This is a genomic window from Nocardia sp. NPDC006630, from assembly GCF_040611495.1.
Classification (GTDB): Bacteria; Actinomycetota; Actinomycetes; order Mycobacteriales; family Mycobacteriaceae; genus Nocardia.
Genome location: NZ_JBEXOK010000004.1, coordinates 376346 through 390461 on the forward strand (window position 1 = coordinate 376346; position 14116 = coordinate 390461).

The window sequence follows — 14116 nt, forward strand, 5'->3', positions numbered from 1 at the left end:
TAGGGGACTGTCCTCACCCGGCGACGGCGGCGAATCGTGGACCCGGGGCGTCTGAATCGACCTCCTCGGGGTCGAGCTCGGACACGGCGAACTGTCGCTTCCCCGCCGTTTTCGCCGAGTACATGGCGCGGTCGGCGCTGCGCAGCAGATTCGGGAAGTCGCAATCGCGCCCGGGCGGGCAGAAGGCGGTGCCGACACTCGCGGACGCCGGGACCGGCCCGGCCGCCGTGTAGACGGGTTCGCACAGCGCCGCCAGCACGCGCATGGCCAGCTCACCCAGCGCATTGCGGCGTGCGGGCAGCGCGACCACGAATTCGTCGCCACCGTAGCGGGAGATCACCGTTTCCGGCGGGCAGGTGGCGCGCAGCCGCTGTGCGATGGTGACCAGCACCTCGTCACCGACCGAATGCCCGTAGCCGTCATTGATCTGCTTGAAGTCGTCCAGATCGATGAGCAGCAGCCCCACCCCGCGCACCGGATCGGTGGCCATCAGCCGCACCCGCTCCTTGAGCAGTGAGCGATTGGCGAGATCGGTCAGCGCATCGTGCGTGGCCTCGTGCCGCAGCCTGGTCTGCAGGGCAGCGATTTCCTGCACCCGCACCGAGACCGCCTCCGAGAGACTGCGTTCCTGCTGCGCGAGCGCCCGCTGCTGCAGGGCTTCGGCATAGCTGTCGATGGCCTGACTGGCGATGAACGGCCAGCGGGTGGCGATCAGTGATCCCGGTTCACCGGGTGCGAGACCCAGCAGGGCCCGGCTGGCCGGTGCGAGCATGCGCGTGCGGTCGAACGGTGATTCCGCGAGCCGGCGGCCGATGGCGCGGGCAGCGGGTACCGGGAACGGTTCGGATCCGGCCAGTTCCAGCAGTTCACCGATGATTCGGGTGAAAATGCGTTCCACTTCCGCCGGGCCGAGCGCCGGCACGGTGGTGCCGCTCGGGTGCACTGCTCGTGCCCACTCCCGGATGGTGGCCCTGACGATGGTGCTGGTTCGGCTGTCGAGTCGGATGGGCATGCGCGCTCACCCGGCGAACGTGATGTCTGTGCCAGCGGCGAGGCCGATGACGCGGGCGCTGCCTGCGCCCGTGGTGCCCTTCGAATCGAACTCACTAACTCGCGGTCGGCATGTGTGGTGCACGCTCACCGCCCCCTTTCCAGATACCCCCGTCCGGACAAAAAGGATCCTAGCAAGCCACCCGGCATCGAAAGACCCTGTTTCCGAACGGGTTCCCGGTGCCTCGCGAATGGCGATCGATGTCTGATCGCTTTCGCACACTAGGCGTTACACCCAATTTCCGCGAGTCTCCCCGACGCGCCGAAGAGTCCGGCGGGACCGGCGGCAACGTGGGCGAATGCGGCCCGATTGGCATTGGCGGAGCGAGGTTCGGTAGAGTGCTCAACGCATGCCGCACCGGGCTTCCGGTGCGCGGTACGCGGGTGTAGTTCAATGGTAGAACTTCAGCCTTCCAAGCTGATAGCGCGGGTTCGATTCCCGTCACCCGCTCTTCTCCCTGCTGGGAGCCTCGGCCACGGCCGAACAGGTCACGGGGTGTAGCGCAGCTTGGTAGCGCATCCGCTTTGGGAGCGGAGGGTCGCAGGTTCAAATCCTGTCACCCCGACCATCTTTCGATTCCTTTTCACCCGATTCGGGTCGTATAGCCCGCTGGCACAACGGGACTGACCGGTTCGCTGTGGCCCTCCGAATGTGACGGACGAGTCAAAATCACCGAGCCGGGTCCGGCGTGTCCGCGGTGACGATGTGGGCTGTGGCAGACCCATGGCGGACATCGAGTTCGGGAAGCCCCTGTGCAATCGCGCCGGCGGGGCGAAAATCTAAGGCGTGACGGATCTTTCGCTGAGCGCTGCGCGCCGGGAGCAACTGGCCGCACTACTGGGGGATGAGCAGCGGTTGCGGGAGGAGTATCCCAGGGTCGCGGATTATCTGGATACTGCGCCGTTGCTGGCGGGAAGCGGGGATGCCCGGGCCGATGCGGCCTTCGATCTCCGGTTTGTGCACTTCATGATCGGCGGCGACGAAGTCGGCGGGAATCCGTACTGGGACATTGTGGGGGATTCGGTGTCCGAGCAGGAGGGGCGGCGAGTGGTGAACGGCGGGCGGGCGCGGGGCAGTGCGCGGCTCGGGTACGCACAGACGATTCTGCAGGCGGTGTACGCCTATGCGATTCCCGCGCCGGAGACGCTCGCCTGGGCGGCCGCGTTCTGCGCGGGCGGCCCGGTGGTGGAACTCGGTGCGGGGCGCGGGTATTGGGCGGCGCAGCTGGCGGGTGCGGGGCTCACGGTGGCGGCCTACGATTCGGAGCCGCCGGATCGCCTCGGGAATGTGTCGTTCCCGGGAGCGGCCGGGCAGCGGGATCTCTGGCATCCCGTCGGTGATCTCGCCGCCTGCGCGGCCCAGGATCGCGCGGGGCAGGTGCTGCTGCTGTGCTGGCCGCCGGGCTGGGGTAGCGCCATGGCCTCGCAGGCGCTCGCCGACTTCGCGCGGGCCGGGGGCGAGCGATTGATCTTCATCGGTGAGCCGAAGGGCGGCAAGACCGGCGACGACGCCTTCTTCGACGCGCTGGCCGCGGGCTGGGAACTGGAATCGGAAGATGAGCGGTACGTCTCGTGGTGGAATCTGGCCGATGTGGCCCAGGGCTGGGTGCGCCGCTAACCGGTGCGGGCGATCTGTGGATCGAGGGTCATGCGGAAGACGAAGGCGCCGTACCGATCTCGCGGATAGGAGACGTCGCAGACCATCATGACGCGCTCGTCGGGTGCGAGAAAGCGCTGGTGCACGGTCTTCACCAGATCACCGGCGGGGGTATTGAGCCAGCTCGCGTGCGTCGAGCTCGGAAGTCGGTCGGCGACGGTCTCTTCGAGGAAGGCGGCGCCCTCCGTGCCATCGGTGCCGACCGGCTGGTACGAGTCCGAAATGGAGATCGGCCGCCCGGCTTCGCTCGCGCGGGTGATCACATGGGTGATCTCGGCGCCCGGATCGAGTCCGAGGATCTCGGCGAGAATATCGGGGGCGGACATGCGCTTACTGTTGCGCTCGACGCGCACCTCGTGCTCGGATTCCTGGCCGAAACTGGTTTCCGGGCTCTCCAATTGGCGTTCGGGCGCCACTCGCACCAGGTCGAGATGATCGGTGACGAAGGTGCCGCGCCGCTCGACGGTGCGCACCAGACCCTGACTGAGCAGCAGTTTGACGGCATGCCGAATGACGATCTGCGAGACCCCGTTCCGCTCGGCGATCTCGGCGAAACTCGGTAGCTGCGTGCCGGGTGGGAGCGCCCCGGTGCGGATCTGTCTCGCGTATTTCCCGGCGATGGCGACGTAGGCCGGTTCTGCCATGGGTTCGCTCCCTTCGAATCATGTTGTCCCCGTACAGGCCATCGTATTCCGTATACGCAGTTGTGGATGTGCACTCCATGCATATACTCAGATGCGTATACGCTACATAGTCTTAGCGATCAGGGGTGGTCATGAGGTTTCGCCCGACGGCGGTCGGATATTTGCGGAGCGATGTCAGCGGCATTCGCCAAGCGTGGGACGAGGAACAGATCCGTAGCCGGGCTCGGCGGCTGGGCTACGACTTCGCCAAACTGGTAGTGGCCGACGGCCGCTCGGGCCGGCATCTGACGGCCGCGCTCAAATCCGCCATTACGCGCTTGGATGCGGAGGCGGTCATCGTGCCCGATGCCACGCATTTCGAAGGGCATGTCATTCCCGACGATCTGGTGAAAGCCGCCGATGTGATCACCGTCGATCCGGACGAAACCTATGCGCGCTGGGGCATTCCGCCCATTCCTGACAATCCGGCCTGACGGATTGTTCCCTCAATTGTCACCGTCGGTAGCGCGGCCGCTCTCCGAGGCGGCGGCCTGCGTGCGGTGCGGTCGGTGGCGGCGCGGGGATCGATGAGGGATGCCCCGCCGCCTTCCGGCGTTCGTTGCCGTTGCCGCGAACGAACTACGAGTGCGCATCCGGGGTGATTCCCGGACGCACACTCGTAGTGCCGGACATGGTCGCGAATGATGTTGCCGCGAACCGGGTTACGCTACTTGGGCTGGTCGGCCGACTGCGCCGGGTCCGGCTGCGCAGCGGGCTGAGCGGCGGGTGCGGGCGGGGCGGCCGGGGTCGTCGTCTTGGGGTCGGCCCACTTGGTGGTGCCGTCGGCGGCCTGCATGGTGGTCAGCAGGTCGACGCCATTGGCGATGAGGGCCGGGCCACCGACGGTGATGCTGCCGATGATGCCGCCCACAGCGGCACCGGTGGTGAGGCCGGGAATGCAGCCCGCGACCAGGGTGACCACGCAGCCGACGGCCGCGCCGATCGCCGTGCCCACGAAGGTGCCGATGGTGGTGGCCAGGCCGAACTGCGAGCTGAAATCACTGAGTGCGCGCGAGTTCTCGGTCGCCGAGGCAATGGGCTTCGCCGCGAGCGGTTGACTGATATTCAGAGTGGCCGGTTTGTCCGGGGTCAGCGCGAGGACGGTGCCGTCCTTCTGGACCTCCGGTTTGACGGGGAGGCTGATATCGCCGACGTGGAAATCGAGCGGCAGGGTGAGCAGTACACCGCCCTGACCGTCCTTCACATCGACCACATTCACCACGGTGGCCGGGTCGACGGGTTTGCCGTCACGATCGACGGCGACACCGTCCTTCACGGCCAGTCGATCATTGCCGCCGGCCGCCAGTTCGGTGCCGAGGGCTTTGGAGAGCTCGAAGGTGCCGCCCCGGAGCGTAGTGATGACCGTTTTGTCCACCATTTTCGCCGAATAGGCGATATGCGGCGGAGCGGCGGCGGGCTCGGCATGTGCCGAGCCGGTAGCCACGGTCAGTGCACCGATCAGGAGGGAGGCTGCCGCGGTGGCGCTGCGGAACTCCATGCGGAATCCAATCCATCATCAGGGGTGGTCATGTCCAACCAGCGAAGCTTAGTGGAAGTCACAGGGGCCGATCACTTTTGGGCCTAGCCGGACGCAGCGGAGATTATCCGGAAGTGATCGAAAAATTATCGGCTACCCGGTCTGCTGAAGCGTCGCCAACTGTAGCGCCCCGAATGCGCGCATGTGTAGCGAACGAGGCAGACTGCGCACATGACGCTCAGGTACAGCGCGGGAGTCCTGCTCTTCCGCCGCACCCCGGCCCTCGAGGTACTGATCGGACATATGGGCGGACCGCTGTGGGCGCACAAGGACGCCTCCGCCTGGTCCATCCCCAAGGGGGAATTCGATCCCGCGCAGGAGCGGCCGCAGGACGCCGCCCGCCGTGAATTCACCGAGGAGCTGGGGCTCCTGGTTCCGGACGGCGAGTGGCTCCCGATCGGCGAGGTCGAATACGGCAGCGGTCGCAGCCGTAAACAGGTCACCGTGTGGGCGGTCGAGGGCGACCTCGATCCGGCGCTGGTGGTGCCCGGAAACTTCGAGATGGAATGGCCGCCGCGCTCGGGCCGCATCCAGGAGTTTCCGGAGATCGACCGGGCCGCCTGGTTCCCGCTCGATATCGCGCAGGAGAAGCTCGGCAAGGGCCAGCGCCCGTTCCTCGATCGCCTCGGCGAACTCGCAGCTCGGTCTTGAACCGCGGTCCGAGTGCCGGCTTCCCGGTGCGGAATCCCGCTCACAGCTATCTCCCAGTGCAATCGCAGCGCCGAGTGTGGTGCCGTCTTGGAGGTTGGCCTGCATGATCGATACAGCGATGACGTCGCCGGAGGCGCGACCCGGTGATCCGCGGCCGATCGCGGGGCGGGCGACCCGCGGCGAGTACGCGGGGCTCGCGGTGCTGCTGGCCGGCACCGCCGCCGCGTACCTGTGGAGGCTGACCGCCAGTGGCTGGGCCAATTCGTTCTACGCCGCCGCCGTGCAGTCCGGGGCCAGATCGTGGAAGGCGTTCTTCTTCGGCTCCTCGGACTGGGCCAATGCCATCACCGTCGACAAGACGCCCGCGTCCTTCTGGCCGATGGAGCTCTCGGCCCGCCTGCTGGGCTTCAGCAGCTTCAGCATGCTGCTGCCGCAGGTGCTGCTCGGCGTGGCCTCGGTGGGGCTGCTGTGGGTGATCGTGCGGCGGTACTTCGGTGCGCCGGCGGGACTGCTGGCCGGACTGGTGCTGGCGCTGACTCCCGTTGCGGCACTGATGTTCCGGTACAACAATCCGGACGCCTTCCTGGTCTTCCTGATGATCGCGGCGGTGTGGGCCATGCTGCGCGCGGTCGAGGAGGGCCGCTGGCGCTGGCTGCTGCTGTGCGGGCTGCTGGTCGGATTCGGTTTCCTGGCAAAGCAATTGCAGGTGATGCTGGTGCTGCCCGCGCTCGCGGCGACCTATCTGTTCGCCGGGCCGCCGAAGCTGGGCACGCGCATCGTGCAGCTGCTGGCGGCCGGTGCGGCCATGGTCGCCGGAGCCGGCTGGTGGGTGCTGGTCGCTCAGCTCTGGCCCGCCGATGATCGGCCGTATTTCGGTGGTTCCCAGCACAATTCGATAATCGAGCTGACCCTCGGATACAACGGCCTGGACCGGCTCAGCGCCGATCGGGGTTCGGGGGGTTTCGGCGGGGATATGCCGGACCGGCCGCACGGCAATTTCAACCCGTTCGGCGGTCAGGCCGGTCTGCAGCGACTGTTCAACGAGACGGTGGGCGGTCAGATCGCGTGGCTCATCCCGGCCGCACTGGTGCTGCTGGTCGCGTCGATCGTACTGTGCGGCAAGGCTCCTCGAACCGATCGGCCGCGGGCCGCGCTGCTCCTGTTCGGTGGCTGGGGGCTGGTGACAGGGCTGGTCTTCAGCCTCATGAGCGGAATCTTCCACGAGTACTACACGGTGGCATTGGCTCCGGCGCTCGCCGGTGTGGTTGGCATCGGGGGCGTGCTGCTGTGGCAGGAACGGCGCCGGGGCTGGGTGCGCGGCGCACTGGCGCTGAGCATGGCGCTCACCGCGCTGACGGCCTGGGTATTGCTTTCGCGCACCACGGATTTCGTGCCCTGGCTGCGCTGGGTGATCGTCGGTGTCGCAGTGGTGGCCGTACTCGGACTGCTCGTCCGGACCGGCCGCACGCTGACGATCGTGACCCTGTCGGCCGCACTGTTCGCCGGACTGGCGGCCCCGGCCGCGTATGCGGTGGAAACCCTGCGCCTGCCGCACACCGGCGGGATCGTGCGGGGCGGTCCGCATCCCGATCCGGTCTTCCCGAACTTCGGGAATATGGGCGGCGGTGCCGAACCGGATGCGGATGCGCCGGCGGACAAGGAGCCTGCCAAGGGGTTCCCGGGCACCACTCCACCCACCGATAGGGTGCTGGCGCTGCTGCAGAGCAATGGCAACGCCTACACCTGGGTCGCCGCCACCATCGGCTCCAGCGATGCGGCCACCTATCAACTGGCCGCGGACTTCCCGGTCATGGCCGTGGGCGGATTCAGCGGTGGCGATCCCGCGCCGACGCTGGAGAAATTCCAGCAGGACGTCGCCGAGAGCCGGATCCACTACTACATCGCGACCGAGGAGCGGCACGGTCCGCCGCAGCGGCAGGTCTCGGAGGGTTCGAAGATCACCGGCTGGGTAAAGGATCATTACACGGCCACCACTGTGGACGGGGTCATCCTGTACGACCTGACCGTTCCGCGCGTGACCGGGTAGTGAGGGGCGGTGCGGGCCGGAGCCGGATGTTCCGGCCCGCACCGACGCTTTCGGCGTTGCGGCTGTGGAGCTTTACAGCCGTGGGTCGATCGGCTCGGTCTCCAGGGCCAGTACCGCGAACACCGCCTCGTGCACGCGCCACAGCGGTTCCCCGGCCGCGAGACGATCCAGCGACTCCAGGCCCAGCGCGTATTCCCGCAGTGCCAGTGAGCGTTTCCCGCCCAGCCCGCGCTGCCGCAGGCGGCGCAGGTTCTCCGGGCGCAGATACTCCGGTCCATAGATGATCCGGAGGTATTCCGGACCACGGCATTTCACGCCCGGCTGCACCGGACGGCCACTGCGGGTACCGGTTCCGGTGACCAGTGAGCCGACGGGTTTGACCACCATGCCCTCGCCGCCCGCGGCGGTGAGCTCGCTCCACCAGGTCGTCGCCGCGGCTTCGCCCTCGGCATCGGCAAGATCGACGAGCACCCGCCGGGTCGGCGTGAACAGGCCGGGATCGGCGGCGACCAGGCGGTCGAGGCGCTCCAGGTGCCAGTTGTGTTCGCGCACCGCATAGTTCGCGCTCTGACCGGCGAGGATCTGGAACGGCGCCAGGCGGACGCCCGCCAGTCCGTCGACCGGCCAGCAGTAGCGGCCGTATGCGGTGGTGAACGCCTCCGCGTCCGCCTCGCGCGCCAGGGTGCGCTCGGCCAGATCGGCTACGTCCAAACCCCTTTCCCGCACGGCCGCCAGTATCTGTGCGGCCGTGCCCAGGGAAGCGCGCGCTGCCGCCCCGACCGCCGCGTACTGATTGCGCAGCAGGCCCAGTGCCTTGGCCGACCACGGCAGCAATTCGGTATCGAGCGCCAGCCACTCGGTATCGAGTTCCTCGAACAGCCCGGCCTTTTCGGCCGCGATGCGCACGCCCTCGAGCAGTGCTTCGGTCTGAGCGGTGTCGTCGAAGAACGGACGGCCGGTACGGGTGTACACCGCTCCGGTACTGCCGTCGTCCACGCCGAAGCGATCGCGTGCGGCGTCCGCCGAGCGTGCCACCACCACGACAGCGCGCGACCCCATGTGCTTCTCCTCGCACACCACGGTCTCGACGCCTTCGGAGCGGTAGTACTCGAAGGCCTGTGCGGGGTGCTCCAGCAGCCCCTCCGAAGTCGAAGTGGCACAGGGCGACATGGTGGGCGGCAGATAGATCAGCCAGCGCGGGTCGACGGCAAAGCGGCTCATCACCTCCAGCGCGGCGGCGGCCGCGTCCTCCTGCACGCCGACGCGGCCGAGGTGACGGGTCTCCACCACGCGGCGGCCGATCACATCGTCCAGGTCCAGCACGCCCGGATCGCGGTGCACCACACCGGTGCCGGGCACCAGGGTGGCGGGCTGCAGCGGGCGGGTCGGTTCGTACCAGACCTGTTCCGCCGCAACGGCGACCGGCTCGCGCTCCGGATAGCGCAGCGCGGTGAGCTGCCCGCCGAACACCGCACCGGTATCCAGGCAGAGGGTGTTGTTCACCCACACCAGATTGGACATGGGCGTGTGCCCGTACAGGACCAGCGCCTGACCTCGGTAGTCATTGGCCCACGGGTAGCGCACCGGCAGACCGTATTCGTCTGTCTCCCCGGTGGATTCGCCGTACATGGCGAACTCGCGCACCCGGCCGGAACTGCGGCCGTGAAACTCCTGCTTCAGACCGGCGTGCGCGACGACCAGTTTGCCGCCGTCCAGCACATAGTGGCTGACGAGACCGCGCATGAACTCCTGTGCGGTCTTGCGGAATTCCGCGCTCTCGGCCTCCAGCTGCGCCAGCGATTCGGCGAGGCCGTGCGCGACCTTCACCTTGCGGCCGTCGAGTGCGCGCACCAGCTTGAACTCGTGGTTTCCGGTGACGCACAGGGCATTTCCGGAACCGACCATGCCCATGACGAGGCGCAGCACACCCGGTGTGTCCGGGCCGCGATCGACCAGGTCGCCGACGAATACGGCGGTACGGCCCGCCGGGTGGTTCGCGCCGACGGCCCGGCCGGCGGCGTCGCGGCTCAGGACATAGCCGAGTTCGCCCAGCAGCGTCTCCAATTCGCTCCGGCAGCCGTGCACATCGCCGATCACATCGAACGGCCCGGTGAGCTCGCGCTTGTCGTTCCACAGTCGCTCATCGATGACGGTCGCAGCCTCGATCTCCGCGACCCCGCGCAGCACATGCACCTTCCGGAAGCCTTCGCGCTCCAGGAATTTCAGGCTGCGCCGCAGGTCCCGGCTGTGCCGGGCCACCACGTGCGGACCCAGATCCGCCCGATCCGGCCGCCCCGCATTGCGTTCCACGCAGATCTGGTCCGGCACATCCAGCACAATGGCCACCGGCAGCACATCGTGCGCCCGCGCCAATTCGATCAGCTGCTGCCGTGCTTTCGGCTGCACATTGGTGGCGTCGACCACCGTGCGCAGCCCACGCCGCAGCCGCACTCCCGCCACATGGTGCAGCAGTGCGAAGGCGTCGGCCGTGGCCGACTGATCGGACTCGTCATCGCTGACAATGCCGCGATAGGCATCCGAGGACAGGACTGCCGTCGACGGAAAGTGCTTGTGCGCGAAGGTCGATTTCCCGGAACCGGTGCTGCCGATCAAGACGACCAGCGACAGCACCGGGACAGCCAGCTCCGCCATTACGCGGCCCCCATTTCCTCGGTCGTCCTGGTGAATACGGCCAGCTGAGTGGAGGCGCCCAATTCCGGATCCTCGGGACCGACGGGCTCGAATCGCACACCGTAGCCGTACGTTTCGCCGACCCGTCCGGCCCACTGCGCGAATTCCGCACGGCTCCATTCGAATCGGTGATCCGAATGCCGGAACGTGCCCGCTGTCAAGGTTTCGTACAGCGCGTTGTACTCACTGTTCGGCGTGGTCACGATCACCGCCCGCGGCGCCGCCGCCCCGAACACCGTGTGTTCCAGCGCCCCCAGCCGAGGCGGATCCACATGCTCGATCACCTCCATGAGCACCGCGGCGTCATACCCTCGCAGCGACGCATCCGCATATGTCAGCGCCCCCTGCCGCACACTCACCCGCTGCGCCTGCCGCTCCGGCAACCGCCGCATCCGCCGCTGCGCAATCCGCAAGGCCCGAATCGACACATCCACCCCCACAATCTCACTGAAACCGCTGTCCGCCACCAACTCCCGCAACAATGCTCCCTCTCCACACCCGAGATCCAGCACCCGACTCGCCCCGGCCCCGCGCAACGCCCCGATCACCGCCGCCCGCCGCAACACCGCCAGCGACGGCCCCCGGTCACCCACAGATTCCCCAGTGGCCTCACCCACGCCCGCCACGGGTCCGAGCGCGAATCCCGCAGTGGCCGAGGCCAGCTCGGCGGCCAGGTCATCGCTGTTCTCCTCGACAGCGCCGAGCTCCTCCGGCTCGCGGTCGTCGAGTTCGGCGAGGCGGGCGAGTGCGGCGTGTACGAGGGAATGCCGCCGGGCCAGGTATCGCCGGGTGATCCAGGTGCGCTCGGGATGCGCTGCCAGCCAGCCCGCGCCGAAGCGCAGCAGTTTGTCGATCTCGGCGGTATCGAGGAAATAGTGCTTGCTGCCGTCGAGAACCGGGAGCAGCACATAGAGGTGGGCCAGCGCGTCGGCCAGCCGCAGCGTGCCGCGAAGTTCGAGCCGCAGATAGTGCGAGTCGCCCCATTCCGGGAACGCCGGATCCAGCGGCAGGGGAGTGGCATCCACCGTCCAGCCCAGCGGTGCGAACACGCGCTCGGCCTCCGCCGCACCACCCCGGCACGGAACGGCGGGCAGCTCGATCCGCAGCGGCAGCGCGGTCTCGGCCAGCTCCGGCCGCTGCGCACACCGCCCGTGCAGGGCCGAACCGAAAACGGTCGAGATGGCCACCGATACCAGCGAAGACGCCGCATAGGGCCGATCGTTCACATACTGCGCGAGACTGAATTCCGGTGCGCCCCTGGACTTTCCCCGCACCAGCCGCACCGGATCGATCTCCAGCAGCAGCGCCGACGTGCACCGCTCCTCGGCAGCCTGCGGGTACAGCACATGCGCGACACCGTACGACTGCTCGAAAGTCTGTATGCGCGAGGGATTCTTGTGCAGCAGAAAGCCCAGATCGGAGGCCGGCCACGCGGCGCCCTCGGGTCGCGTACAAGAAATCGTCAACAGCATCTTCGGATGCTCCCGCATGCCCACCACCCCGGCAAACCAATTAGCGTCTCGTTCGCACCCCTCCGACCGGCGGCACGATCACCGGCGGGTCCGTGCCCTCGACGCGGGGAAACAGTACCGACCGTGTAGTTTCGGCCCGGTGCCGCAAGTCTTTGCGGCCGTCCGAGACTCGGTGAGGAGCGGGAATGCGGTTGTTGGGCAAGGTCGGATCGATCGGCGCGGTTGCGGCGGCGGTGCTGTTGATGGCGGGCTGCGGAAGCAGTAGCGACACCAAGGCGGATTCGACGACCACCGCCGCGAGCTCCGCCGCGCAGGCCACGACCGCCGCGCAGAGCACCGGTCGCGAGTGCACCGCCGACGACGTCAAGGTCGACGGTGGGTTCGGCACCGCACCCAAGATCACCATTCCGACCGACTGCGATCCGCCCAAGACGCTGATCGTCAAGGATCTGGTCGCGGGCAGCGGTCCGGGCGCGCAGGCCGGGCAGCAGCTGACCATGAACTACACCCTGATCACCTGGTCGGACAAGAAGAAGCTGGACAGCTCCTTCGATCGCGGCGAGACCTTCCCGCTCAACCTGGGCGCCGGCGAGGTCATCAAGGGCTGGGATCAGGGCCTGATCGGCGTCCAGCAGGGCGCCCGCCGACTGCTCATCGTGCCGCCGAACCTCGGCTACGGCGCGGGCGGCCACGGCATCAAGCCGAACGAGACGCTGGTGTTCGTCACCGATGCGGTCAAGGTCGGTTAGCCAGGGCGCGAGCGCTGTACCAGGGCGACTGGGCTTCGGACCAGTCGCCGGGGCGGCGTCTGCCCTGACCGGTTACCCGCCTTCGGCACCGGTCAACTAACCTGGTCGGGATGCGATCGGGGGGACCGAACATCAGACCACTAATACGAATGCAAGGAGCATGTCCGTGAAGAGCACCGTCGAGCAGCTGAGCCCGACCCGGGTCCGGATCAACGTCGAGGTGCCCTTCGAGGAGCTGAAGCCGGACTTCGACAAGGCATACAAGGCGCTCGCAGGGCAGATCAAGATCCCCGGCTTCCGTCCGGGTAAGGCCCCTGCCAAGCTCATCGAAGCGCGCGTCGGCCGTGGCGCGGTCCTGGAGCAGGTCGTCAACGACGTGCTTCCGAAGCGCTACAGCGATGCTGTGATCGCCACCGAGGTCAAGGTCATCGGCCAGCCCGAGATCGAGATCACCAAGATCGAAGACGGCGACGAGCTCACCTTCACCGCCGAGGTGGATGTGCGCCCGGAGATCACCCTCCCCGACTTCTCGACCATCGCCGTCACCGTCGATCCGATCGAGATCAAGGACGAGGACATCGAGGAGCAGCTCAGCTCGCTGCGCCAGCGCTTCGGCACCCTCAATGCCGTCGAGCGCGAGATCCAGGACGGCGACTTCGTCTCCATCGACCTGTCGGCCACCGTCGACGGCGTCGAGGTCGAAGAGGCCTCCACCACCGGTCTGTCGCACGAGGTCGGTTCCGGCCAGCTCATCGAGGGCCTCGACGAGACCCTGATCGGCCTCAAGGCCACCGAGGCGAAGGACTTCACCTCGAAGCTCGTCGCCGGTGAGCACGCGGGCCAGGATGCGGTCATCACCGTCACCGTGCAGTCGGTCAAGGAGCGCGAGCTGCCCGAGGCCGACGACGAGTTCGCCCAGCTGGCAAGCGAATTCGACACCATCGACGAACTGAAGGCAGACCTGAAGACCCGCGTCGAGCGCGTCAAGAAGGTCGAGCAGGCCGGCGCCATCCGCGACAAGGTCCTCGAGACCCTGCTGGAGACCGTCGAGATCCCGCTGCCGGAGAAGGTCGTCCAGGCCGAGATCGATGCCGTGGTCCACGACGCCGTGCACGGTTTCGACCACGACGAGGCCAAGCTGGCCGAGGCGCTCGAGGCCGAGGGCTCCTCCCGCGAGGAGTTCGACAAGGACACCAAGGAGTCGGCCGAGAAGTCGGTCAAGACCCAGCTGCTCCTGGATGCCGTCGCCGAGGCGGAGAACACCCAGGTCGGCCAGGACGAGCTGTACGAGCGGATCATCTTCCAGGCGCAGCGCTACGGCATGTCGCCCGATCAGTTCATCCAGCAGATCCAGCAGGCCGGTCAGCTGGGCGCCGTGTTCGCCGATGTGCGCCGCGGTAAGGCGCTCGCCGGTGTGGTCGTCGCCGCGACCGTCACCGACACCGACGGCAACACCGTGGACACCGCGGAAATGTTCGGCAACCCTGCCGAAGAGGCCGAGGAAGTTTCCGCCGAGGAGCTGGCCGAGGTCGCCGACGCGACCGAAGCCGTCGAGGCCGAGGCCAAGTAATACGATCGA

11 protein-coding genes and 2 tRNA genes are annotated in these 14116 nt (G+C 67.6%); 8 read left to right on the top strand and 5 right to left on the bottom strand.

Annotated features, from left to right (window positions below):
* Positions 1-13: 13 nt before the first annotated feature.
* Positions 14-1012: a GGDEF domain-containing protein gene (locus ABZX86_RS13505; RefSeq protein ID WP_355123238.1), complete on the bottom strand. Its 999-nt coding sequence runs from the start codon at positions 1010-1012 to the stop codon at positions 14-16.
* A gap of 418 nt (positions 1013-1430) precedes the next feature.
* On the opposite strand from ABZX86_RS13505, the gene ABZX86_RS13510 reads away from it, so the two are divergent.
* The 3 genes from ABZX86_RS13510 to ABZX86_RS13520 all read left to right on the top strand — a co-directional run bounded on the left by ABZX86_RS13510 (position 1431) and on the right by ABZX86_RS13520 (position 2668).
* A tRNA-Gly gene (locus ABZX86_RS13510) sits at positions 1431-1501 on the top strand.
* Positions 1502-1542: 41 nt separating this feature from the next.
* Positions 1543-1619: transfer RNA gene (locus ABZX86_RS13515), tRNA-Pro, on the top strand.
* A gap of 218 nt (positions 1620-1837) precedes the next feature.
* Positions 1838-2668, top strand: a complete 831-nt coding sequence (locus tag ABZX86_RS13520) for a hypothetical protein (protein ID WP_355123240.1) — start codon at positions 1838-1840, stop codon at positions 2666-2668.
* Here ABZX86_RS13520 and ABZX86_RS13525 read toward each other — a convergent pair.
* Positions 2665-3351 carry a GntR family transcriptional regulator gene (locus ABZX86_RS13525; RefSeq protein WP_355123242.1) on the bottom strand — a complete coding sequence of 229 codons (687 nt, stop codon included), beginning with the start codon at positions 3349-3351 and terminating at the stop codon, positions 2665-2667. The two genes, ABZX86_RS13520 and ABZX86_RS13525, sit on opposite strands and share 4 nt — an antisense overlap.
* A gap of 131 nt (positions 3352-3482) precedes the next feature.
* Between ABZX86_RS13525 and ABZX86_RS13530 the strand changes: the two genes are divergently transcribed.
* Positions 3483-3824, top strand: coding sequence for a hypothetical protein (locus ABZX86_RS13530; RefSeq protein ID WP_355123244.1), 342 nt, complete (start codon positions 3483-3485; stop codon positions 3822-3824).
* A 233-nt stretch (positions 3825-4057) separates the two neighbouring features.
* On the opposite strand, the gene ABZX86_RS13535 is transcribed toward ABZX86_RS13530, so the two are convergent.
* Complete coding sequence (locus ABZX86_RS13535) at positions 4058-4888, bottom strand: hypothetical protein (RefSeq protein WP_355123246.1); 831 nt, start codon at positions 4886-4888, stop codon at positions 4058-4060.
* Between the two features lie 210 nt (positions 4889-5098).
* Between ABZX86_RS13535 and ABZX86_RS13540 the strand changes: the two genes are divergently transcribed.
* A complete protein-coding gene (locus tag ABZX86_RS13540; RefSeq protein WP_355123248.1) occupies positions 5099-5578 on the top strand; it encodes an NUDIX domain-containing protein in 480 nt (159 codons plus the stop codon).
* 103 nt (positions 5579-5681) lie between these two features.
* Positions 5682-7625, top strand: coding sequence for a glycosyltransferase family 39 protein (locus ABZX86_RS13545; RefSeq protein ID WP_355123250.1), 1944 nt, complete (start codon positions 5682-5684; stop codon positions 7623-7625).
* 72 nt (positions 7626-7697) lie between these two features.
* Here the strand turns inward: ABZX86_RS13545 and ABZX86_RS13550 are convergent, their stop codons facing one another.
* Both ABZX86_RS13550 and ABZX86_RS13555 read right to left on the bottom strand, forming a co-directional pair.
* Complete coding sequence (locus ABZX86_RS13550; protein ID WP_355123252.1) at positions 7698-10277, bottom strand: polynucleotide kinase-phosphatase; 2580 nt, start codon at positions 10275-10277, stop codon at positions 7698-7700.
* The gene (locus ABZX86_RS13555; RefSeq protein ID WP_355123254.1) at positions 10277-11788 is read right to left on the bottom strand and encodes a 3' terminal RNA ribose 2'-O-methyltransferase Hen1; all 1512 of its coding nucleotides are present in this window, start codon (positions 11786-11788) and stop codon (positions 10277-10279) included. The genes ABZX86_RS13550 and ABZX86_RS13555 overlap by 1 nt, the downstream gene beginning before the upstream one ends.
* A gap of 185 nt (positions 11789-11973) precedes the next feature.
* Here ABZX86_RS13555 and ABZX86_RS13560 point away from each other — a divergent pair, with 185 nt between their 5' ends.
* Both ABZX86_RS13560 and tig read left to right on the top strand, forming a co-directional pair.
* Positions 11974-12537 (top strand): FKBP-type peptidyl-prolyl cis-trans isomerase, encoded by a 564-nt coding sequence (locus ABZX86_RS13560; protein WP_355123256.1) that lies wholly within the window; start codon positions 11974-11976, stop codon positions 12535-12537.
* Positions 12538-12703: 166 nt separating this feature from the next.
* Positions 12704-14107, top strand: a complete 1404-nt coding sequence (gene tig / locus ABZX86_RS13565; RefSeq protein ID WP_355123258.1) for a trigger factor — start codon at positions 12704-12706, stop codon at positions 14105-14107.
* Positions 14108-14116 lie beyond the last annotated feature (9 nt).

Bases quoted from the DNA above. Each gene is read 5' to 3' on its own strand.
- ABZX86_RS13550 (WP_355123252.1), bottom strand. From the start codon at position 10,277: ATGGCGGAGCTGGCTGTCCCGGTGCTGTCGCTGGTCGTCTTGATCGGC.
- ABZX86_RS13525 (WP_355123242.1), bottom strand. From the start codon at position 3,351: ATGGCAGAACCGGCCTACGTCGCCATCGCCGGGAAATACGCGAGACAG.
- ABZX86_RS13505 (WP_355123238.1), bottom strand. From the start codon at position 1,012: ATGCCCATCCGACTCGACAGCCGAACCAGCACCATCGTCAGGGCCACC.
- ABZX86_RS13535 (WP_355123246.1), bottom strand. From the start codon at position 4,888: ATGGAGTTCCGCAGCGCCACCGCGGCAGCCTCCCTCCTGATCGGTGCA.
- ABZX86_RS13555 (WP_355123254.1), bottom strand. From the start codon at position 11,788: ATGCTGTTGACGATTTCTTGTACGCGACCCGAGGGCGCCGCGTGGCCG.
- ABZX86_RS13540 (WP_355123248.1), top strand. From the start codon at position 5,099: ATGACGCTCAGGTACAGCGCGGGAGTCCTGCTCTTCCGCCGCACCCCG.
- ABZX86_RS13560 (WP_355123256.1), top strand. From the start codon at position 11,974: ATGCGGTTGTTGGGCAAGGTCGGATCGATCGGCGCGGTTGCGGCGGCG.
- ABZX86_RS13545 (WP_355123250.1), top strand. From the start codon at position 5,682: ATGATCGATACAGCGATGACGTCGCCGGAGGCGCGACCCGGTGATCCG.
- ABZX86_RS13530 (WP_355123244.1), top strand. From the start codon at position 3,483: ATGAGGTTTCGCCCGACGGCGGTCGGATATTTGCGGAGCGATGTCAGC.